The sequence below is a fragment of the Bartonella sp. CL266QHHD genome, assembly GCF_042195355.1.
In the GTDB taxonomy this organism is placed as follows: domain Bacteria; phylum Pseudomonadota; class Alphaproteobacteria; order Rhizobiales; family Rhizobiaceae; genus Bartonella.
In genome coordinates this window covers 119,015-141,523 of record NZ_JBHIOD010000018.1, presented here as the reverse complement: position 1 = coordinate 141,523, position 22,509 = coordinate 119,015, and the positions used below count along the sequence as shown (strand labels likewise).

The following is a 22,509-nucleotide window of genomic DNA, read 5'->3' as shown; positions in this document are numbered from 1 at the left end:
GAAATTGTCGCAAAAAGCTTTTGACCAGTGTCACACTGAGAAAGAAAATGATCATGGATAGCAAGATTGTTCAACAGAATGAGATTCTTCAAGATGATATTCTCATTGAAAAACACGGAAGGGGTAAATTTGAAGGTTTTCGTTTTTATGCCAACAAAAACAGTACCGATCAAATAGCTGAGAAGCAAATTTCAACAGAGAATGAGAATTTGATTCTTGCTTTTTCCAAACGCGCGACACGTTTTTGTGCTTGTGCAAATGGAGATTTTACCCTCAGTTCTGATGGAATTGTGCGCTGGATTGGTCAACCCGTAGGACAACTTATAGCAACAGAAGATTTTTTCAAACCAAAACTGATTGTTTTAGCAGATGAACAACTCACGGGAGAATCCCGCAATAACGTTGTGAAGCGATTAGAACGCTTTGTCACCTTTCATTTTGAAACGACTTTAAAACCCCTGTTTGATTTGCGCAATGCTGATAATTTAACGGATTCAACAAACAGTCTTGCTTTACAACTTTTTAACTCTTTAGGGATTTTACCACGCCGTGAAGTTTTAGACATTGTCAAAAAACTTGCGCAAGAATCACGTGCCGTGCTTCGGCGTCTAGGCGTGCGTTTTGGCGCTTTTCACATCTATGTTGCCGGAATGCTTAAACCTGCTCCGGTTCAAGCAATTACTCTCCTGTGGAATCTTCAAAATGCGGGACAAGATCAAACTGGTTTGGGTGAAATTTTTTCAGCATTATCTGCTGGTCGAACCTCTTTGATTGTTGACCCTACCTATAACCGCCAATTTTATCAATTAGCCGGCTACCGAATCTTAGGACAACGTGCTGTACGGATTGATATTTTAGAACGTCTTGCCAATCTCATCCGCCCCGCACTTCATTGGAAACAAGGAAGTGATCCCAGACCCGATGGAGCCTATGATGGCAAAAGTTTTTTTGTTACACCAGCCATGATGTCCATTCTTGGGGCCAATGGAAATGATATGGAAGAAATCCTCAAAGGACTTGGTTATCAATCGTACAGCATAAGCAATACTGTTTTTGAACAAAATCTCTTTGCACACCAAGCCTCTTCCCCTGTCAATAGGACAATACAAGATGTTCCTGCAGCAGAATGCGTTGGAAGTCAATGGCAAACAATAAGCGATTTAGAAACAACACGAGAAGAAAAAAATACCTCATACCCAAACACTTTATCCTCTGGTATTGAAAAACATCTCCATAAAACCAATCGTTTACCAGCAGCTGAACCTGTTGGGAATTTTGCCAAATCCCCTCGCTCTACAGAAGAAGGTAAAGTTATTTTATTATGGCATTATAAGCATCAATTTCACCACCACGCACAAAAAAAACATGATAAATTAGGAAATAAGTGGCAAAATAAATCGAAGAACGCTGTAAAAAAAGCGGAACACACAAATGAAAATTCCCCTCAAGAAGCACTATCACAAGCAAAACGCTCTCATAAGTTCCACAAATCCCAAGGAAAACATGCAAATCATAAGCCTTTTCAAAAAGAAAAGCGCCTTAATCCTGATTCACCTTTTGCGAAACTAGCTGTACTACGCGATCAACTCACCAATCATAAAAACACGCACCCACTTTCCTCTAAAGAGAATTAAAGTAACAAATGGAGTTTGATCTTGACCCACGTAGTAACCGACAACTGCATTCACTGCAAATATACGGATTGCGTTGAAGTCTGCCCTGTTGATTGTTTTTATGAAGGGGAAAATATGCTTGTTATTCACCCCGATGAATGCATCGATTGTGGTGTTTGTGTGCCAGAATGCCCAGCAGAAGCGATTTTACCTGATACAGAACCAGGATTAGAAAAGTGGTTAGAACTTAATCTTCATTATGCAAACAAATGGCCTAATCTAACCACCCGAAAAGATCCCCTTTCTCAAGCAAAAGAAATGGATGGCGTTCCAAATAAATTAGAAAAGTATTTTTCAGAAAATCCAGGAAGTGGCGAAGAGTAATGATACAGTGTACACCCTCCTCCTTCAACGACTGAAAGACTTCTCTTGTAAAAATAAAAAAATCCTTAAGCGAAATGATTGATTCTTTTAAAGTTTGATGTTAGTGTTATTTTAACATGATCATCTTTCTAAGTATTTTTCTTTGCTTTTTACAGTAAAGCAATGTATTTTTTTTGGATTTAAAAGTACTCGGCTTTTATGCTCACTTAATTGGTACAATATACTTGGTTAAAGAAAACTCAACCCTCAGGTTTATAACCTGTTTTCCGATACATTTGTTGATCATAAGGGAGTAAACTAAAATATGGCATCCCAACATGGAACGTCTTCCAAGACCAAAGAATTTGCAACCTCTGAATATATCGTCTACCCTACACATGGAGTAGGACAAATTATAGCGATTGAAGATCAAGAAGTTGCAGGACATAAATTGAAACTTTTTGTCATTCATTTCGCGAAAGATAAGATGGATGTCAAAGTCCCCATTGCAAAAGCCCTTTCCGTTGGAATGCGTAAATTATCTGCTAGTGACTCTGTCGAACGTGCCTTAAAAGTTTTACGTGGAAAAGCACGTGTTAAACGGACCATGTGGTCACGTCGTGCACAAGAATATGATGCCAAAATCAACTCAGGAGATCTTATTTGTATCGCCGAAGTGGTCCGTGATCTTTTCCGCTCTAATCTACAACCTGAACAATCTTACTCTGAGCGCCAACTTTATACAGCTGCTCTTGAAAGAATGGCCCGCGAAATTGCGGTTATTAATAGTCTTTCTGAAACAGAAGCTATCAATCTCATAGAGATGCATCTCTCCAACAAGCCGGAACGCGAGTTTAAAACTGAGAGAGAAGAAACAGATGAAAACAGTAAAGCTGTCTACGCTGCGTAATACACTCTTTCATCATAATGATGATATCTCGATAAAACCAGCGAAAGCTGGTTTTATTTTTTAACATCCTCTCTGCCCTTAAGGACAAAGTTTCTTAACCAGCGCCAATCTATAAACAATCTAACTTTTCGACAAATTCCTCCTCATTTTCTTTCTTCATAGATAACAAACTGATTAATCATCATAATCTAGCATTATTCATATTAAATTAGAATCTTGAATATGGTAAGATTACTCATTTCAAATTGCTCTCATGTTGAATTAATCAAATCACTTGCTTGTCAATCATAAGCGAGGCTGATCTGTGGGTAAAAACTGTACAAAAAGAGCGAGACACTGTCTCAAGCACCAAAGGATATACCAACATTGGAATCTGGCAAAATGTGTAAGGCAGCAGGCTTGCTTTTTCATGAAGCGTAAAGATCATAGTGCCGTTTATACACTACACCGAGATTTTACCATTTACCCTTCTACAAAACCATTATAACATTCAAAAACGCCGTCATAAAATGGATAGCACAAATATTGAAAAATATTCCTTTTAAAAAACGCGTGACGGTACAACATAAGCATATTTTGTCGTGGGCGCTCTATTTTGTATGAGAAGCATTCCTCCTCATTAAAGAACGCGATAAAAAAAACATGAACTAAAACCATCATCTCCATTCTGTAAAAGGCATTCCAAATACTTTTGAAAGCAGTAACGCTCACTTAAAAAATAACAATAAAAATGAACGTTGGCATTGCCCTTTCAATTTTATATTTTTCCCAAATGAGGTTATATTCTCATTTCAGAGATTACGAGATATACGCAATATTCTTACTCCAATCGGACACATAAAATCTAGAATGATTCATAGAACTCTTAAAAGTCTCAATCTCTGTTTCAAACAAACCGCTAAAGATTGGATATTCTCAGCAGGAATTGTCCATATATCATCTTCAATCTGATCTTCACGAATATGACGCAAAGGATTAGTATGAACGCCTGTCAGGATAAGTAAACGCAAAGCCAATTGTGTTATGTTTTGTGTTTTACAGAGTAACTGATAAAAGGCAGGGACATCTCTCCAATCCATAGCTGGTCTATTTTGCGTTTTATGACGTTGCTTACCTTAAGAGCGCGCATGCTTTTATCGTTGCTTGTAAATCAACATCAAAACCCAAGGCAACCGTATGTTTAAGACAAAGATTAAGACGCTTCAGTGCTGTCTGAGCTGTTCCAGCTTTTGCATGCCAAATGGGAGAAAGCGTATTGCGTATCTCAGTTTGCGTAATCTCTGAAACGGGCAGACAACCTAATTTGGGGAGAATATAAAGGCGTCAGTGTAAAAACCAATCACAAGCCTCACCATCATTTTTTAATTCAGCTTTACGGCTTTCAAAAGCATCTAAAGCAATATTTTTTAAATAATGGAGATTGCGCATTGCCTCACGCTTTTGTTTCTCACGTTCTTTAATGGGATCACGCCCCTCACGTAAAACAGCCCGCCACCCAGTTGCCAATTCACGGGCTTGTTTTAAAGAAACATCTCGCAACGCACCCAAGCCCATTTCGCAGCCCCCGGAAAGGTATAACGGTAAATCCATTGACACCACCCCCATCTCTTACGTTTGTGAAGAAGCAAGCCGGCACCATCGTTATATTTGTCAGCTCGTGGGTGTTGCGCTACAGCCCTTGGCTCTTAAGACAATTCATAAGAGTCCTTTCTTATACAAATTTTATCCACACACTCATCCCGCTTGTGACGTGCAAGCAAGTGGTTTTGATTGATTCTAGATAGAGAGATTTGAAATGAGTGAATCTTACGTTATTCGGGGTTCTAATTCAATATGAAAACAGTGAATTATATATATAAATCAATGTGTTGTCTAGTAATGAACAGATAACAAAAAAATCATAAACTTAGGTAAGCACCACCATAAAATCACTCATAAACCAGCTATGAACTGGAGAGTCGTACCGGCTTTGATAAAATACTTTGCTCATCCCCATACACAACACATTTGGTTTTAAGTTTACTTATTTTTACAAGCTGTTCGCAACAAATCCCTTATATTCACAAAAATAAGAAAAATATATGGACAATTCTTAGTTCAAAAATATGAAAAGACAGCGTGATATTCATAGAAAAGTCTCATGTACCTTTATCAATCAAAAGCACTAAAGATCATTGAATGTGTACACCTTCTGTCTTGTAACGGTTGTCTCTTTTCTGCTCATAAGAAAGCACGCTGGCATCAGCATACACTTAATCCCAATGTTACAACAATTCTTACATTTGAAAGTATTCATTATAGACATTTTTTCCTTTTTTATAGAGTTTTTACTCACATACCATCCCCACTTGTGACCGAAAAGCAAGTGATTGTCATTGATTCAACATGAGAGAAATTTGAAATGAGAAAATCCTACGATAGACCTTCCATTCAAGGCGCAAAACAACAAATGATCTTTATAAATCAATGTGATGTCGATCTCTATTTTTTTAAGGAGAATCACATGTCACAATATAAGCCTATAGACAACCATTGCCTTAAATATTCTCATAAAAAACACCGATATGCTTAAAGCCTTACATAGATCAACTGCCTTAAACGATGATATTTTACGGTCTAATAGGATTCTCTCTATAATCAATAAAGATTAAGTGCGATACAAAATGATTCTATTACTGAGCTAACTTATATCAATACCCAAGCTCTTAACGAAGTCATCATAAAAGACACTGATACAAGTAGCCCTTTATAGCCTCTCAAGAAAACAAGAAAATCATCTCCCACAATAGAATCATTTCTCTACGGCAAAACTTTATCCCACATATGTTCCCAAGAAAAAGCGAAAAACGCATCTTACCCAATGCATTCACTAATGAATCAAGAGAAACTTACCACTGAAAGAGATAAAACGCTAAAGTTTTAACCACTAAAACGGAACGCCCACGATATATTCCCTGTTCCACATCGATAGAAGACGATGCAAGAGAACCTCAACATTCATCTTAAAGCGAAAATGCACGCCCCAAGCGTGCATTGATCGATGAAATAAAAGAAGTTCACCACTGGAAAAGAAAGAAAACGCTAAAGTTTTAACCACTAAAACAGAACGTCCACGATACATCCCCTGTTCCACATCGATAGAAGACGATGCAAGAGAACCTCAACATTCATCTTAAAGCGAAAATGCACGCCCCAAGCATGCATTGATCGATGAAATAAAAGAAGTTCACCACTGGAAAAGAAAGAAAACGCTAAAGTTTTAACCACTAAAACAGAACGCCCACGATACATTCCCTGTTCCACATCGATAGAAGACGATACAAGGGAACCTCAACATTCACCTTAAAGCGAAAATGCACGCCCCAAGCGTGCATTGATCGATGAAATAAAAGAAGTTCACCACTGGAAAAGAAAGAAAACGCTAAAGTTTTAACCACTAAAACAGAACGCCCACGATACATTCCCTGTTCCACATCGATAGAAGACGATACAAGGGAACCTCAACATTCACCTTAAAGCGAAAATGCACGCCCCAAGCGTGCATTGATCGATGAAATAAAAGAAGTTCACCACTGGAAAAGAAAGAAAACGCTAAAGTTTTAACCACTAAAACAGAACGTCCACGATACATCCCCTGTTCCACATCGATAGAAGACGATGCAAGAGAACCTCAACATTCATCTTAAAGCGAAAATGCACGCCCCAAGCATGCATTGATCGATGAAATAAAAGAAGTTCACCACTGGAAAAGAAAGAAAACGCTAAAGTTTTAACCACTAAAACAGAACGCTCACGATACATTCCCTGTTCCACATCGATAGAAGACGATGCAAGAGAACCTCAACATTCATCTTAAAGCGAAAATGCACGCCCCAAGCGTGCATTGATCGATGAAATAAAAGAAGTTCACCACTGGAAAAGAAAGAAAACGCTAAAGTTTTAACCACTAAAACAGAACGCTCACGATACATTCCCTGTTCCACATCGATAGAAGACGATGCAAGAGAACCTCAACATTCATCTTAAAGCGAAAATGCACGCCCCAAGCGTGCATTGATCGATGAAATAAAAGAAGTTCACCACTGGAAAAGAAAGAAAACGCTCAGTCTTTAACCACTAAAACGGAACGCCCACGATACATTCCCGTTTTCAAATCAATGTGATGAGGACGACGTAATTCACCAGAATTTTTATCTTCGATATAAGTCGGCGCCTTCAGAGCATCAGCCGAACGGCGCATGCCCCTCTTCGCTGGAGAGGTTTTTCGTTTAGGTACAGCCATAAAAAGACACTCCAAATCCATTAAAACAGAAAAAGCAATGTCAAAAATGACAATGCTTCATTTAAAAACACCATAAAATTTTAAGATATTATACACTGATAAAAAAGAAGAGGCAATGTCAAAATGATCCTCCTCTTACTAAAAATGACCTTCTTGTTATCAAAAATGGTGTCACAATAATCAAAGGAATATCAAAAACACTGCAAAATTTGAGAATTTTATACACCAATGAAAGCTTTTTTATAAGACCTTCATTCAATTTTTATTTGGTTTAAAAAGGGATTTGCGCATACAGTAGAGATACGGATAAAAAGAGAAGTTGATTTTTAATAAAAAACGACGCCAATTTATGAAAACAAGAAAAAGCGACAACCTTTCTCTTTAAACTTCATAATTTCATTTTTGTAAAAACAAAGGAAGCAAGAATGCACGAATTTACCACCCTTCTTGCAAAACATAGAGACACCGTTGAAAAGCGGCTTGATACCCTGTTAAGTGATCAAATCCAAAATGGTGAAATTTCACGCCCTAAAAACTTAATCAAAGCCATGCGTTATGGTGTGCTGAACGGTGGAAAACGCTTGCGTCCTTTTCTTGTAATTCAAAGTGCTGCACTTTTTGATGTCCCTGTAGAACATTCTCTTGATGTTGCATGTGCCTTAGAATGTATCCATTGTTATTCGCTCATTCATGATGATCTTCCCGCTATGGATAACGATATACTCCGGCGTGGAAAACCCACTGTCCATGTAGCATTTGATGAAGCAACAGCAATTCTAGCAGGCAATGCCCTCTTAACATTTGCCTTTGAAATTATTGCTCATAAAGCTAGTATTTTATCTACAGATATTAGAATCAAGCTGATCACGTCTCTTGCACAATCGGCAGGGCTTGGCGGTATGTTAGGTGGACAAATGCTGGACCTTGAAGCTGAAAAAAGACCGCAAGAAAGTACTGACATTATCACTCTACAACACATGAAAACAGCAGCCCTGATAAGCTTTGCTTGCCAAGCAGGTGCCATCATTGGCAATGCATCTAAAGAATTAACTGAAAAGCTTACTGATTTTGGTACCTATCTTGGTTTAGCCTTTCAATTAACCGATGACCTTCTTGATGTCACCGCCAACACGCAAACCCTAGGAAAAACGGCTGGGAAAGATGAAACGGCACAAAAAGCCACTTTTGTTCATCTTTACGGCATTAAAGAAACCCAAAAAAAGCGAGATACACTCATCAGTAAAGCAGAAGCATTCTTACATCCTTTTGGCGCTAAAGCACTCCCCCTCCAACAAGCAGCACACTTTAGTGCAATACGCCAAAATTAAACTTCATCCGCCATATTGTACATAGTGTACACCATCATATTTATTGAATGCATAATAGACTTTTCAAAGAAACGTTACCATTAATCTCCATTATAGTCCTTATCATGAAATGGGTGCGACAAATCTTGAAAAGAATTTCATTAAAACAAGCCGCGTGAATTTATAACACAAATGCATTCTGGGTATCCTATTTTGCATGAAAAATGCCTTCCATTAAAGACTGAAAGAAACAAAATGTGAAAATGCGTAATCACCATGTTTTAAAAGATATTACAGTGGGTGGTAGATGCTTTAAAGCCAAATAAAAAACGACCGAAAGAGGAAAACTCGTTTTCTCCTTTATGTCTTTAATCTTCTAACGATAAGGCAAAAAATAAACAGAATAAGTATAAAACAAGGCATTTTATAAACCCGTAAAAAACAATAAAAGAAGTACAATGCTCTAAGTAAATGCCCTCAGTAGAGAATCGTAATTTTTATGCCTTTCCACGCTATCTTGTTGTAGAAGATCAAATATGGTTACATTCTGTAAATTCACTCGTGTATTGCTTGCTCTCTAAAAACACTTTTACAAAAGTTCTCATTGTTTAGTTCAAGCATCATTTTTTGAAGCTCGTATTTAAAATATCAGAAAAAAATGAACATAATGGCTATTTTGATTTTTATGCCACCCTCAAAGAACAAAGTCTTTTAACCTAATCTGCTCTGTAAACAGTCTAGTTTCCTACCGAGTAGGTTTCTCTCGCTTTCCACGCATGCGATTCACTTAAACTAAAGACGCGATAAACAAGACTTAAGAATATTCACCATGCACTTCTTAAAATACTTAATGTATCAAACAGGATACCTTCACCACCCTTCAAATGACAGTATGTTACGGCATAACAGGATAAATAAAACCACTAATTTCAATAGAACGAAAAACCAAAGCAGTATTATTACCGATCTCTCTTTTCTTAGCAAGAAAGATATAACACATTGATTTATAATGATAATTCGTGGTTTTTCAACTTGAATAAGAACCCTGAATACCGTAAGATTCTCTCATTTCAAATCTGTGTATGTTAAATCAATCAAAATCACTTGCTTGCACGTCACAAACGGGAAAAGCCGTGTGGGGCAAAACATCAAAGAAAAGACTAAAAAAATGCCTCTTATGAACCGTCTTAAAAGCCAAGGGCTGTCCGCAACATTAGGGGCTAGCAAAGTGAATGATTGTGTCGGCATGCTCCTTCAAAAGCAGAAACATTTTTATTTACAAAAGTGTGTAATAACTTCAATTGAATAATAATCATGATCACTGTACAACTTTAATTCGTCACACTCTTTATCTCGTTTATTCAATTCATCGCATAAAAAGAGAATTGATAAGATTAAACAGAGAATGATCATTGCAACAGAAAGATAAAGAAAATCCTTATTATTATATATAATAGCGCAATCTAATTTGTGATAAGTAGTTTTTTCAATCCAAGTGCAAATTTCCTCCTTCAAGTGAAATTTTCTTATTAAAATGAAGAGCATCATTGTAAGTGAGCCTATACCTGTTGTAAAAGCTGGAAAATATGTCCACCTTTTGAAGCCATAATAAAAAACATGCAACATGGCCAAGAAAATGCCGCGATTATCAAGAGTATTATAGCCATTTAATATCCTTCGAGAGAATTTTACCCATTACCCATTAAATGTCATTTGTAAATTCTTCTTGGTTTCATCATGTCATATATCGTGTTTAGCTCTATGCAAAAACGCGCTATTTGTTTAGTATTGTCATCATGACCAGCTCTCATACTAGACACAAGGTCAATAATTTGTATTGTTGGGCTAATACCATTTCCACTTGAAGAATTAAGAAATTTTTTCGCATAATCAATCATAGGGTCGGTAGAATTCATAGACATATTATAAGCCCAGATAAAATCGCTTTCTCTCCAATTATAGTCATTCCGCAAACTGCTTATGACATTGGGTAGCATTGCCCATGACATCTCCTCATTATAATCACCGCGCAATAAATTAACAAAGCGTCCACATAAAACAATAAGTATGTGACGATGCCATATAATATCAAATTTGGGCGCTATATTCTGATAGCCACGGCTATAGACGAAATTTCTTGCTTGTTCCTGCTTTTGAAAATGTTCAAAAGCCTCGTATTTTTCACTTATATATTCTTCGTAAAGGTTATTGTACTGCTCTAGACTATCTACGCGCGTACATCCCAACAACACGGATACAAAAAAAAGAGTTATAAATGTTACAATATGCGTTATGGATAACGATTTCACCGCTTTATCTTTTAATAACTACAATTTGTACAGCCTAACAGATTCCTATCAAATATATCAATATGTGCTGGTTTCTTGTGGCTTATTTATAGCAAATTGTACTCAACAATATTTCTGTACTTGATTTTATTCCCTCTCAAAGAGGGGAGATATCATTCAAAGTTTCTATAGATAAGTTTATTATCTGGATAAGAGTATTTTCTAACATCAGAAAATACAGAGCTAACGCCACAATCAAAGAGAAAATACTCAAAAATGAGCTATAATGAGAATGAAAGATGTAAGAAAATATCTCAACAAGATGATTGATATTTTAAAGGAAACAGCAATAAAACGCGTTAGATATATCAACAATAAAATAGATCATCAAAATATCAAAATCGATCATAAGGGAATTCTTATGAGGACAGGCTATAAATTGTCCGACTGTTTAAATTAGCTCTAATGAGATAAAGTGTTACCAGCAAGGAACCAATGAAAATGGGAAAACTGCTCCATCACCATTCCTTAATAAGCATATAATCCAGCACAATCATTTTCTTTATCAGCGTCCAATCTTATCAGCAACTCTTGGCGCAATATTCATGAGCAGCATTTTTATTTCCTTTTTAACAATTATTATGCCAAGCCCACTTATAACGACAAGCGGATGACTTTGATTACTTCAACATACATAGATTTTAAATAAGAGTAACTGACACTATTCAGCTTTCTCATTCAACATGCAAAAACAACGATGTGCCTTAATAAATAAAAGCCTTGCCCCACTATTAAACCCTATAAAACACGTATCGTAATAAGTTAATATTTTCACTGAACTTTTTTGAGAGTTCCTTCTAAAAAAAATACCGCCAACAAGTAAATCAATAAATAAATAGCAAAAATATAAACGAGTGAGAAAAAGCCAAATATATTGACCATATACGCACTCATGTAAAAAAATACCAATAAGCTAAATCTCCCAACGGTTGACAAGAAAGATTCATATGTAGCCCTGAAATGATCACTAATACTATCATGCAAAACAACTTCTACACGAAGATATGTATACTTAATGAGATAAAAAATCATACAGACTAAAATGACAGCAATTTCTTTTCTTGGTTCAAAGAAAGCAACGGTAAAAATCAGTGAAGCCGAAAGAAACAACAGTAAAATAAAATTCACTCTTTCACTTAGTTTTGTAAAGAGAAAACTAGCCAAGAGCTGAGAGAGCAATATCAATGAAAATGTCACACCAAGATCAAAATAAGTGACATTAATATCATAATCTTTAAATATCCACTGCCAATATTGCGAGAATATATTGAAAAAAATCAATGAAAAATAAAAGCATAAAGAGATATAAGGAACTTTAATAAAAATAGATAACATCTCCTTAGCTTCACAAATGAGAGAATTCGCTTTATTTGGTTTTTTCTCCCCCTTCAAGTCATCAAGAAAAAACAAACCAAATAGTGTTGTCATCAACATTAAAAACGCCGCGATATACCATATATATTGGCTAGAATAATCAGCAAAATATGCCCCGATTAAACTGAATATAAACATGCCGATGTAATTATATTGAGAGCTGGAACCAAGCACTTTTTTAGTGGATGTCACTTTTGCTTTTGCATATTGAACAAGTAAAGCATTATAAGCCCCAGCAATTAATGTTAGCGATAAGGCATTAAAAGTTTCTGCCAAAAGAAAACCATAAAAGCTTGTAGAAAATCCCATGAGAAAGAGCCATGTAGCAGCAAAAGCAGCTGCCAAAACGATCGATATTTTATAACTTTTTCGATCAGCAAAATATCCCAGAGGAATATCGGTAACCATCATAATAAAAGCCTGAAACGACTTAATGACACCTATATCAATAAGCGTTAAGCCTTTTTCAAGCATATAAAAGACAATAAAGGCGCCAGTTAAAATCCTTATACCATTAAATAAAAAGCCAAACGCTAATATACTTGTCATGCATTCCCCCAATAACGCCCAAAAAGGCACCCGTATACATCATTTTATGTCAATATAAAAGCTTATATTTTACGACAAATAGGACTATAATCGCTATAAGGATTTCCAATCCTATCAATTTGATACCCCAAAAAATGCTGGGAAAATGCCTGAAAAATCAATAAACAATGTTCTTTCTATAATTTGATATTTGAAGAATCCGTTAAATATTTTACTGTCTCAAGAGCAGCCCAAAAACCAGCAACAACATTTACGGATCTATTAAAGTATTCATATCGTTTTGCTTAATAGTCTTAACACACTCAAACTCATTAATATCCTTCATAAGCTTCTGATTCTAAAACAGGCATATCATCTGGTTTTACCTAAAATAATAAGCAACCAACAACAGTATTGACCATAGCTAAAGCAGCATACAACAGCACCCTCTTCACATTGAAGACAGCTTGTTTTAAAAAACGACACACCATTTTTACTTCAGCCTTATGCGATTTTTACCTCAACCTTGCCCAAAGCGTGTATGAATATAATCACTCAAAAGTGCTTCAAATTCTTCAGCAATGTGATCACCCCGCAAAGTTTTTACCTTTTGTCCCTCAATGAAAACAGGTGCCGCAGGACTTTCCCCCACTCCAGGCAAAGAGATTCCAATATCCGCATGCTTTGACTCCCCCGGTCCATTGACGATACATCCCATCACAGCAACCTTCAAGCTTTCAACGCCAGGGTATTTTTCACGCCAAATAGGCATATTTTTGTATAAATCTGCTTCAATTTTTTGCGCCAATTGTTGAAAGACCGTTGAGGTTGTGCGCCCACAACCAGGACAAGCCGCAACAACAGGCAAAAATTGCCGAAAACCCATCACTTGCAAAAGTTCTTGCCCCACCTTTACTTCTCGTGTCCGATCACCACCAGGTTTTGGCGTTAAGGAAATTCGTATCGTATCGCCAATCCCTTGCTGTAATAAAATACCCAAAGCCACCGAAGAAGCAACAACGCCCTTTGTTCCCATCCCAGCTTCCGTTAATCCCAAATGAAGAGCATAATCACAACGCGCCGCTAAGGTGGTATAAACAGCAATAAGATCTTGGACGTCACTCACTTTAGCAGAAAGAATAATTTTATCACGTCCCAACCCCATCTCTTCAGCGCAAAGAGCCGATTGCAGAGCAGACTGCACAACAGTTTCCCGCATCACTTCAGCAACCGATAAAGGATTTTCTTGCTGTGCATTTTCATCCATAAGCCGTGTTAACAATGCATTATCAAGAGAGCCCCAATTCACGCCAATGCGAATAGGTTTATGATACCGACAAGCAATCTCAATAATTTCTGCAAATTGACGATCTTTTTTTGCGCCAAAACCAACATTTCCAGGATTGATGCGATATTTTGCAAGCGCCTCAGCACACGCAGGATGCTCAGATAAAAGCTTATGACCAATATAATGAAAATCCCCAACCAATGGTACAAAAAATCCTAACCTCTCCAATCGCTCCCGTATTTTTGGTACAGCAGCCGCCGCTTCATCGCGATCAACAGTAATTCGAACCAATTGTGAACCAGCTTGCCAAAGAGCAGCCACTTGAGCAACAGTTGCATCAACATCAGCGGTATCTGTATTGGTCATTGACTGTACAACTATCGGGCTCTGCCCCCCAATGATCACATCACCAACAGCAACACCAACAGATCGACGACGCTCAAGTGGTTTAGATAAAAAATAGGTCGTATTCATCAAGTCCTCAAATTTTTAAAACCTGCGCTATCAATCATTACTTACATTGACTTCCTCCGCGCTTCAAAGGACGAAAATTACACCGCCCACCAATCTTAACAGATTGCTCTCAAAAGGTTCTACCTACTAACACTGATGCAATTCAACTCATAGGTGGATTCATTCTATAGACGCACCGGATAAGTTCTACTACTTCTGTTCAAGTTTATACTTCTACACTTGGTTGATTCAAAAAGAAACTGAAACCAAACAGAGACAATACTGTATTTTTAAGTTGCATGCCGATACCTTACATCAACGTCATCACAAAACAGTGTTTTACAACACAACAGATAACGCCTAACAAAACACCATTTTTAAAATGCATGAAAGACATCGCCAAATTAATCCAACATATTGATTTATAATAATCTATTTTTTACAAATTTGAATGCTAAACCCAAATATCGTAAGATTTCCTCATTTTAAATCTTCTTAATTGAATCAATCAATACCACTCCCTACAGCCACAAGAGAATATGTAGATAAAAACTCCTTATAAACTATTTCAAGTGCCAAAAGATATCCCAACACTTTAAACAAACAAAAAAATGAAGACATCGCCCACCATCTTTATGATGAATCTTACACCATCTTGTAAAAATTTTTACCTTACATCCTTAACAAAAACCATCATGAAAAGAACTCGGACACATTAAAAAATGCCTCATTAAACTCAAACTCTTAATTTTCATCTCACCCACGCGCGGCATTATCAATGCAACTTTTCAATTTTCAAGCCGTTATAGCAAAACCCCAAACACAATTCCAACTGTCACGCAACAATTTAACACATGAAGGAGTCAATAAATGTGTCTATTTTCACCCCATAGAAAAAATGCTAAAATTAAAAAACGTATAGCACAATTAAAAAGAGAGCTGGTCCCCGTAAATCATTGGAGTTTTCAAAATGATAGCTTTGAAAACATTTCTGAGCTGTTTAACACATGGAAACAAAAAGGCCGTCACGCACTTTATCACCTCAACGAACATGCTACAGAATTAAAGAAAAAAGCGAAAGAAAATCCTAAAAAAACCCTCGCATTAGCAGCAGGAATTGTTTTAGTAAGCTTCTTGCTAATCCGTAAACATTAATAACACAATCAATAACCTTCCCTTTTAATGCCCGATTCAAAGCGGGCATTTTTATGGTTTACAAAATATAAACTTTACGTCTTTCTCCTAACTTTACGCCCTCTCCCAAAAGGATAAGTTTTCCAGCCATCCAGCCAGTCTATAATCCAGCTTTTGTCTATCGGAAACCTATCAACGCATGCGATTCACATCACCACCCCTCAAAGGAAAACATTTCTAAAGGCAACAAACAAGCCCTACAACGAATGTGCTCCCCACACAAACACTTAACGCATCAAAAAGATGCCTGATACCACACCTAAAATGAGGATATTCACGGGACAATAAGATAACAACTCAAATATTCAATCCAAAACTTCCCCCAATTTCCCAGCCTTCCCAAAACTTCATTGTGTATATAGACTAAAAATAAAGAATTAATACTGGAAAAGCTTACACTTTTACTCTATACGCCCCCGATTGTCATTTTAATTGGGGAAAGGGGAGGATATTTTGATATTGAAAACCCACACTCCTCTCACTACCAGGTATTTTTTATAAAAAATACCTTTAGACAAAAGAAATGTTTCTCAACAACAATCATTGCATTTTCCTTTGAATTTCACACGAGCGTATTTGCAATAATTCTTCTATTTTTTTCCAACTCATTTTGCCAAAATATAGAACAGATTAAACAAGAAAAACAACAGCTTGCACATTTTAAAAATCCACTCGATGAAATAAAAAAACGACATGGTTTCTTAAATAAAACATCCGCAGCTCTTCAAAGAACATTCAAAAAGCAAAAGAGTCATGGCCTCCATCGCTCTAATTTTAGTCACTTTCAAAAATTGACAGGTATCAGCAGCAGCAAAAATACTGAAAAGAGGAAAGAAAAATTCTTATACTAAAGAGCCATTAAAAAACGCAAAATCAAAAGCCGCAGTTGATATTTTTGATGAACAAAAAGCCAAAACACAACATAGAACAAGCTATTTACGAAAAAGCGCGTGAAAAACAAAAAAACCATAAAACAGCTTATTGATCAACTTAAAAGTCCTAAAGATACTGATCAAATTTAGCCCATTCAAACACTCTACGCAGCCCTACAGATTCACGAATACGAGTTCTACAAATGAAAGCCTCGGCAATAACCCAACAAGGAAAAGAAGAATGTGAAGCGAAAGAATTTAGAAAACGACACAAAGATTATACCCAACCACTCTATAGTCATTAAACTAAAAAAATTGTGAAAACGTACGAGTAGCTGATCATGAACTTGCCATAGAACGTCAGAAAAAAGCTGAAGAGGAAGCTAAACGAAAAGCCGAATATGAAAATGGGAAGCTGAAGCTGAAAAACGGAGAGCTGAAAGTGAAGTTAGAGGACGAGCTAAACTTTAAGAATTACAGTGAACATAAAAAGAGAATATTCGTAAAATGTTTGGAACTGAAAAACAAAAAGAAAACGAAGGCATATTGACCTAGATAGATAACGATTTAGTCCCTTACAAAGACAAATAGACAACACCACACATCTTTCATCGGCTATATCTGCTCCGGTAACTACATTTTATACGCTCTATAGTGTGTCCCCATAAAGTACAATATTATGTATAAGCGTTTTTTAGCTAGATTATTGCGACAGTTTTCAAACTTAGCATCATTGTTATACACACAATACAGATTGATAATAACAACACATCTATCAGAGATAGATTTTTCAATGATCTGCCTCACATCATGCAAATATCACATAAAGAGTACACTCAGATAAAAAGAAGAGCCTCCTTTCCACACCTCAAAAGATGATGTTGCTAGAAACGACAGGCAAAGCTTCCAATACTCCATCCCCCCCTACTGAGTTATTTCAAAAGAAATGGAAGTGAGTAAAGATGCATGCGCTTTAATATTCTAAGGCACATTATTTTACATCATGAAATAGAATAATAAGAAGCTTAAGAGCTTTAAAAGATGTAGTATAGCAAACCAAACGAAATCTTCTAACGTGAATATCCATTTGCTATAAGTAAATGACGCAAAAATTAAACTGAAAAAACCCAAAATTTTATCCTCCAGAATCGACTCGCTGCGAAGTATCTACATAGGTAACCACGGACATGCCAGGAATGAGTTTTTCAATCCCTTCCTGTCCAGGATCTAAAGCAATCCGTACTGAAATACGTTGCGCAATTTTGATAAAATTACCAATTGTCGTATCCGTTTTTAACAATGAAAACTCTGAGCCTGTAGCAGGTGCAAAACGAACCACACGCCCTGTTAACTTTTTGTTGTTCAATGCATCAACAGAAAAAACAACCGGTTGTCCCACACGCATCTGAGAAAGTTGCGTTTCCTTATAATTAGCAATAATCCAAATATCATCAGAAATAACAGAGACCAATTGTGTCCCCGGCATAACATATTGCCCTACCCGCGCTCCAACTAATCCAATATAGCCTGTTCGAGGAGATAAAATCTTTGTATGATCGAGATTAAGTTTTGCCAACTCAACACTCACCTTCGCTCCAGAAATTTCTGACTGTAAACTTTGCCGTTCAAGATCCAATTGTTTTTGCAATTGGCGTTTTGTTTCGAGAGCTGTCAAGAGTTGTGAAAGAGGACGAGAAACAGAACTTGCCGCATCACCAAAACCTAACTTTTTACTATCTGGAACAACATTGGAAAATGCTCGTGAACGCGCCAACTCCACCTCTGCTGTATTAATCTCGCCCTGCAAAAGCTGTGCTTGTAATTCAATACTTGCCAGTTTTGCATTTTTTGAATCGAGAACAGCCTGTGCCCGTGCAAGCTGCTGGCGAAAAAGAGAATCATCGAGCTCAAAGAGCAGCATTCCCTTTTCAACGCGTTGATAATCTTGCACATAAATCCGTGCAATCACCCCAGAGATCTGTGAACTAACCAGAGTAACATTGCCCTTAATGGAAGCATTATCGGTTATTTGAATGTTACTCACAAAAGGAGGAAGTCTCCAAGCCCACAAAATCAGCAAAACACCCGTAATACCCGATAGGAATGCAACAATCGTAGCTTTTGACCGTAATGTTTTTATCATTTTTTTGCACCCCTCTTTCTATGACATTACTCTACTTTTCTAATGCGCGCAAAGAGCATGACTTAACAATCATTGTGACAAGAAAAATAACGAATACAACCATTGAAATATAAAAATAAAGCCGAAAAACGTCATCATAAGCAAAAATATTTGCTGTTAACTTAAATTTCTCTATCAACATAGAAGTACCCTGCTCACTTCTCAAGCCATTGGGAACAGAAACACCATAAGAAGGCGAAAATAAAGTATTCATCTCACCAGAAATAAGTGGATCAGTAATAATAATATTTTGTGTTAAGGACTCAAAGTTTTTATGGGCAAAATAAAACTGTAGGCTGCCAAAAAAAGCCGACCCCATCAATCCCCCTGTCACTTGCGTTAACAAAAAAACAGCAATAAAACTTAAAACGTAACGCGGTCCTCGCTCACCAGCGATCACAAACCCTTTGAAAAGAGCAGGAGGCAAAAAAAGTGCATAACTAAAACTCACCAACCCTTGGCTCAACATCATATCTTTCGGACGCGTTAAATAGTTTACATGACTGTCTAAATAAGCTCCCAACGCCAAACAACCTAAAGATAACAAATAAAAATAATCCTCACGCCCCGCCCGTAAAAAAAAGACACAAACAGCCCCCCCTAACAGAATCCCTAATGTCACCGCAAGATACATGGGCGCCATCTCACGATTGAGCAAACCAAAAAGATTAAAAAACCCTACGGGCAAATTTGACCGCTCCAATAAAAAAACATGAAAGATCAATAAAATAAAAACAGATTGGATCATTTCTTTACTGAAAATCCAACGTAAATCAATCAACGGTTTTTCTCTATTAAGCTCAATAATAATAGCAATAGCCAACGAGAAAATAGCAAGTGCGAGCCCCCAACCAATCCATGGTGCTTCATACCACCAATACAATATGCCAACAGACATGATCACAGCATTTAATCCAAGACCAAGAGCAATCAAACCATAGCTTATCCAATCTAATTTTTGAATAACCTTACTACGCACAACAGGAGTAAGAGGCAAAGTATAGATACAGACCAAGCTGATAAGAACCAACCCCATTTCCAGAGCGGAAAGACTGGAAAAACCACCATTTTCCAGCAAATCAGGAGAAATCAAACGTGATAAAGGTGCCGCTAAAGCCGCATTCATATAATTCAAACTAAGACCAATAGTAAACTTCTTTGCTGGAGCAAAAGCCTCCATCATATAAAGCAGCGCAAGCGAAGCCAAAGGAGCAGCAGCAATCCCAGCAAAAAAGCGAATAATCAATGCAGAACGCAAATCCGTAACAAAGAGCTGCAACACGCAAACCAAAACAAAGCCAAGAATTGATAATTCAGCAAAAGCGCGTAGCCCAAATTGATAGCGGATTTTGATCAACATAATCGCTACACTCACATTTGGCGCCATATAGGCCGCTACCAGCCATGTCGTCTCGGCCAAAGTTGCATGAAAATCACCCGTAAGATGGACAATATTAGACTGAACAATATTAGCCCCTAAACCATAAGCCCATTGCAAAATAAGAGAAGCCAAAATATAAACAAAGCACTTTGGCAAAGGTCCCGCAAAGACACGACCAGGACGAGGAAAGGGTTTTGCGCTCCTTTTAGCAGACACAACCGTACTCTTTTTTCCGCTCATGTCACCTTTTCCTGTATACTCTGCTACGCTTCTATCAATACAGCACCATCAGCTGACAACTGCTGGAAAAAAGACTCTATTTTATGATTGTCCTCATCACTTGTCCCTCCTTCTAACGTCGCTTGAATCTGCAAAATCTGCTGTTCTAATGCATCAAAAGAAAGATTCTCTACAGCCACAACGTGCTCTACCAATAAAGAGCAGCCCGAAAAGGTAATATTTGCAACGCCCCCGCATACAGCAAATAATTTTTCACCCAAAGAGGTGCGAACACGAACACTACCCAACACAATACTTGCCACCAATGGCGCATGATGCGCCATAACTGTCAAATAACCTGAGGCTGAAGGAAGAACAACAGACACTACCTGCTCTGAAAACACAATTTTTTCAGGCGATACAAGCTCAAATAAAAAATGCTCTTCTCTATTGTTTTCCACAAGAATCTCCACAATACCCGATATAAGGACTCTCTGTTTTCTTCAACGATGCGTCCTTTTTAACGAAAAATACCCATGACAGTTTTCTCTTGAATAAGAAGCTTCTTATTAAGAAGCCTCTGCCAAGAGACGCTTTCCTTTTTCAAGTGCTTCATCAATCGAACCAACCATATAAAAAGCAGCTTCTGGCAAATCATCATAATCACCAGCACAAAGACCTTTAAAGCCTTTGATTGTCTCTTCTAAAGAAACGAGTTTCCCCGGCGAACCAGTAAAGGCTTCCGCAACATGGAAAGGTTGTGAAAGGAAACGTTCAATTTTACGCGCCCGCCCCACCAGCAACTTGTCATCTTCAGAAAGTTCATCCATTCCAAGAATAGCAATAATATCCTGAAGCGCTCTATAACGTTGTAAAATGGTTTGTACTTGACAAGCAACTGTGTAATGCTCTTCCCCCACAATCAATGGATCCAACATACGTGAAAAAGAGTCAAGCGGATCAACCGCTGGATAAATTCCCTTTTCCGCAATAGAGCGCGAAAGAACAGTTGTTGCATCCAAATGAGCAAAAGACGCTGCAGGCGCCGGATCCGTCAAGTCATCTGCCGGAACATAAATTGCCTGAACGGAAGTAATAGAGCCTGTTTTTGTACTGGTAATACGTTCTTGCAACGCCCCCATATCCGTTGCCAAGGTAGGCTGATACCCAACAGCAGAAGGAATACGCCCTAAAAGAGCAGATACCTCAGCTCCTGCTTGCGTGAAACGGAAAATATTATCCACAAAGAAGAGAACATCTTGTCCTTCATCACGGAAACTTTCTGCAATTGTCAATCCTGAAAGAGCCACACGCGCACGTGCTCCTGGTGGTTCATTCATTTGCCCGTAAACAAGGGCACACTTTGACCCTTCCGTTGAACCATTATTCTCTTTTGGATTCACATTCACGCGGCTTTCGATCATTTCATAATAAAGATCATTTCCTTCACGTGTACGTTCTCCCACACCAGCAAATACAGAATAGCCACCATGTGCCTTTGCAATATTGTTTATAAGCTCCATAATGAGAACGGTTTTTCCAACACCAGCACCACCAAACAAGCCAATTTTACCCCCTTTAGAATAAGGGGCTAACAAATCCACGACTTTAATACCGGTGACGAGAATTTCCGAAACAGTCGATTGCTCAACATATTCAGGTGCCTCTTGGTGAATAGAACGTGTTTTGGTTGAAGCGATTGGTCCCACATTATCCACCGGTTCCCCAATCACATTCATAATACGTCCCAACGTTGCTTCTCCTACAGGAACGCTAATTTGTGTGCCTGTATCCACAACCTTTTGGCCCCGCATCAAACCATCAGTCGTATCCATAGCAATCGTACGCACGGTATTTTCACCCAAATGCTGCGCAACTTCTAATACCAAGCGATTACCTAAATTCTCTGTTTCCAAAGCGTTGAGAATATTTGGCAATTCACCTTCAAATTGCACATCAACGACAGCACCAATAATCTGCTTGATTTCACCAACAGCGCCTTTTGCACGCTCTTCTTTTTTTGCGGATGTATCTTTTTTTACAGGTGTATCTTTAGCTGCATCACGCGCAGGTACAGAGGAAGCCTTTACATCCACTTGAGATTTCGAAGCGGCTTTTTTCACGCTGGAACGAGCAGCTGGTTTCTTTTTTTCACCTTTTTCTGTTCCTTTGCTTGAGGTTACTGCTTTTACCAT

Annotated in this window: 17 protein-coding genes and 1 pseudogene; 5 read left to right on the top strand and 13 right to left on the bottom strand. The window is 37.7% G+C overall.

The features are described 5' to 3' along the window. Window positions 1–53: 53 nt before the first annotated feature. The 3 genes from ACFIK7_RS01840 (at window position 54) to ACFIK7_RS01830 (ending at window position 2,886) form a co-directional block, all read left to right on the top strand. Entirely contained in the window at window positions 54–1,634 is a 1,581-nt protein-coding gene (locus ACFIK7_RS01840) for a hypothetical protein (protein ID WP_375662820.1), read from the top strand. Window positions 1,635–1,655: 21 nt separating this feature from the next. Next, on the top strand, window positions 1,656–1,997 hold the full coding sequence (gene fdxA, locus ACFIK7_RS01835) for a ferredoxin FdxA (RefSeq protein WP_273790498.1): 342 nt from the start codon (window positions 1,656–1,658) through the stop codon (window positions 1,995–1,997). Between the two features lie 304 nt (window positions 1,998–2,301). After that, window positions 2,302–2,886 (top strand): CarD family transcriptional regulator, encoded by a 585-nt coding sequence (locus tag ACFIK7_RS01830; protein ID WP_273790499.1) that lies wholly within the window; start codon window positions 2,302–2,304, stop codon window positions 2,884–2,886. 905 nt (window positions 2,887–3,791) lie between these two features. On the opposite strand, the pseudogene ACFIK7_RS01825 reads toward ACFIK7_RS01830, so the two are convergent. The 6 genes and pseudogenes from ACFIK7_RS01825 to rpmF form a co-directional block, all read right to left on the bottom strand. Then, window positions 3,792–4,514, bottom strand: a pseudogene (locus ACFIK7_RS01825) (tyrosine-type recombinase/integrase); the annotation flags it as partial. Window positions 4,515–5,812: 1,298 nt separating this feature from the next. After that, entirely contained in the window at window positions 5,813–6,007 is a 195-nt protein-coding gene (locus ACFIK7_RS01820; protein ID WP_375662819.1) for a hypothetical protein, read from the bottom strand. 145 nt (window positions 6,008–6,152) lie between these two features. Then, window positions 6,153–6,347 carry a hypothetical protein gene (locus tag ACFIK7_RS01815; protein ID WP_375662818.1) on the bottom strand — a complete coding sequence of 65 codons (195 nt, stop codon included), beginning with the start codon at window positions 6,345–6,347 and terminating at the stop codon, window positions 6,153–6,155. After that, a complete protein-coding gene (locus ACFIK7_RS01810; protein ID WP_375662818.1) occupies window positions 6,323–6,517 on the bottom strand; it encodes a hypothetical protein in 195 nt (64 codons plus the stop codon). The genes ACFIK7_RS01815 and ACFIK7_RS01810 overlap by 25 nt, the downstream gene beginning before the upstream one ends. A gap of 145 nt (window positions 6,518–6,662) precedes the next feature. After that, window positions 6,663–6,857, bottom strand: coding sequence for a hypothetical protein (locus ACFIK7_RS01805; protein ID WP_375662817.1), 195 nt, complete (start codon window positions 6,855–6,857; stop codon window positions 6,663–6,665). Window positions 6,858–6,988: 131 nt separating this feature from the next. After that, window positions 6,989–7,168: a 50S ribosomal protein L32 gene (gene rpmF, locus ACFIK7_RS01800; protein WP_005774555.1), complete on the bottom strand. Its 180-nt coding sequence runs from the start codon at window positions 7,166–7,168 to the stop codon at window positions 6,989–6,991. A gap of 425 nt (window positions 7,169–7,593) precedes the next feature. On the opposite strand from rpmF, the gene ACFIK7_RS01795 reads away from it, so the two are divergent. Then, on the top strand, window positions 7,594–8,496 hold the full coding sequence (locus ACFIK7_RS01795; protein WP_273790503.1) for a polyprenyl synthetase family protein: 903 nt from the start codon (window positions 7,594–7,596) through the stop codon (window positions 8,494–8,496). 1,688 nt (window positions 8,497–10,184) lie between these two features. Here the strand turns inward: ACFIK7_RS01795 and ACFIK7_RS01790 are convergent. From ACFIK7_RS01790 to ispG, 3 genes are all read right to left on the bottom strand, one after another. Beyond that, the gene (locus tag ACFIK7_RS01790; RefSeq protein WP_375643249.1) at window positions 10,185–10,784 is read right to left on the bottom strand and encodes a hypothetical protein; all 600 of its coding nucleotides are present in this window, start codon (window positions 10,782–10,784) and stop codon (window positions 10,185–10,187) included. A gap of 810 nt (window positions 10,785–11,594) precedes the next feature. Then, window positions 11,595–12,746 carry an MFS transporter gene (locus tag ACFIK7_RS01785; protein ID WP_273790505.1) on the bottom strand — a complete coding sequence of 384 codons (1,152 nt, stop codon included), beginning with the start codon at window positions 12,744–12,746 and terminating at the stop codon, window positions 11,595–11,597. A gap of 499 nt (window positions 12,747–13,245) precedes the next feature. Beyond that, window positions 13,246–14,487 carry a flavodoxin-dependent (E)-4-hydroxy-3-methylbut-2-enyl-diphosphate synthase gene (ispG, locus tag ACFIK7_RS01780; RefSeq protein ID WP_273790506.1) on the bottom strand — a complete coding sequence of 414 codons (1,242 nt, stop codon included), beginning with the start codon at window positions 14,485–14,487 and terminating at the stop codon, window positions 13,246–13,248. 849 nt (window positions 14,488–15,336) lie between these two features. Here ispG and ACFIK7_RS01775 point away from each other — a divergent pair. Next, window positions 15,337–15,621 carry a hypothetical protein gene (locus ACFIK7_RS01775; protein ID WP_273790507.1) on the top strand — a complete coding sequence of 95 codons (285 nt, stop codon included), beginning with the start codon at window positions 15,337–15,339 and terminating at the stop codon, window positions 15,619–15,621. A 2,046-nt stretch (window positions 15,622–17,667) separates the two neighbouring features. On the opposite strand, the gene ACFIK7_RS01770 is transcribed toward ACFIK7_RS01775, so the two are convergent. The 4 genes from ACFIK7_RS01770 to atpD all read right to left on the bottom strand — a co-directional run bounded on the left by ACFIK7_RS01770 (window position 17,668) and on the right by atpD (window position 22,509). Further along, on the bottom strand, window positions 17,668–18,675 hold the full coding sequence (locus ACFIK7_RS01770) for an HlyD family secretion protein (RefSeq protein ID WP_273790508.1): 1,008 nt from the start codon (window positions 18,673–18,675) through the stop codon (window positions 17,668–17,670). A 31-nt stretch (window positions 18,676–18,706) separates the two neighbouring features. After that, complete coding sequence (locus ACFIK7_RS01765; RefSeq protein WP_375630912.1) at window positions 18,707–20,335, bottom strand: MFS transporter; 1,629 nt, start codon at window positions 20,333–20,335, stop codon at window positions 18,707–18,709. A 23-nt stretch (window positions 20,336–20,358) separates the two neighbouring features. Then, window positions 20,359–20,775, bottom strand: a complete 417-nt coding sequence (gene atpC / locus ACFIK7_RS01760; protein WP_273790510.1) for an ATP synthase F1 subunit epsilon — start codon at window positions 20,773–20,775, stop codon at window positions 20,359–20,361. Between the two features lie 108 nt (window positions 20,776–20,883). Beyond that, complete coding sequence (gene atpD, locus ACFIK7_RS01755) at window positions 20,884–22,509, bottom strand: F0F1 ATP synthase subunit beta (protein WP_375662816.1); 1,626 nt, start codon at window positions 22,507–22,509, stop codon at window positions 20,884–20,886.

Excerpts from the sequence above, each read along its gene's own strand:
- ACFIK7_RS01840 (WP_375662820.1), top strand. The coding sequence starts at position 54 with ATGGATAGCAAGATTGTTCAACAGAATGAGATTCTTCAAGATGATATT.
- ACFIK7_RS01820 (WP_375662819.1), bottom strand. The coding sequence starts at position 6,007 with ATGTATCGTGGACGTTCTGTTTTAGTGGTTAAAACTTTAGCGTTTTCT.
- ACFIK7_RS01815 (WP_375662818.1), bottom strand. The coding sequence starts at position 6,347 with ATGTATCGTGGGCGTTCTGTTTTAGTGGTTAAAACTTTAGCGTTTTCT.
- ACFIK7_RS01765 (WP_375630912.1), bottom strand. The coding sequence starts at position 20,335 with ATGAGCGGAAAAAAGAGTACGGTTGTGTCTGCTAAAAGGAGCGCAAAA.
- ACFIK7_RS01770 (WP_273790508.1), bottom strand. The coding sequence starts at position 18,675 with ATGATAAAAACATTACGGTCAAAAGCTACGATTGTTGCATTCCTATCG.
- ACFIK7_RS01805 (WP_375662817.1), bottom strand. The coding sequence starts at position 6,857 with ATGTATCGTGAGCGTTCTGTTTTAGTGGTTAAAACTTTAGCGTTTTCT.
- ACFIK7_RS01795 (WP_273790503.1), top strand. The coding sequence starts at position 7,594 with ATGCACGAATTTACCACCCTTCTTGCAAAACATAGAGACACCGTTGAA.
- ACFIK7_RS01830 (WP_273790499.1), top strand. The coding sequence starts at position 2,302 with ATGGCATCCCAACATGGAACGTCTTCCAAGACCAAAGAATTTGCAACC.
- ACFIK7_RS01785 (WP_273790505.1), bottom strand. The coding sequence starts at position 12,746 with ATGACAAGTATATTAGCGTTTGGCTTTTTATTTAATGGTATAAGGATT.
- ACFIK7_RS01775 (WP_273790507.1), top strand. The coding sequence starts at position 15,337 with ATGTGTCTATTTTCACCCCATAGAAAAAATGCTAAAATTAAAAAACGT.
- atpD (WP_375662816.1), bottom strand. The coding sequence starts at position 22,509 with ATGGTAAAAGCAGTAACCTCAAGCAAAGGAACAGAAAAAGGTGAAAAA.
- ACFIK7_RS01810 (WP_375662818.1), bottom strand. The coding sequence starts at position 6,517 with ATGTATCGTGGACGTTCTGTTTTAGTGGTTAAAACTTTAGCGTTTTCT.
- ispG (WP_273790506.1), bottom strand. The coding sequence starts at position 14,487 with ATGAATACGACCTATTTTTTATCTAAACCACTTGAGCGTCGTCGATCT.
- rpmF (WP_005774555.1), bottom strand. The coding sequence starts at position 7,168 with ATGGCTGTACCTAAACGAAAAACCTCTCCAGCGAAGAGGGGCATGCGC.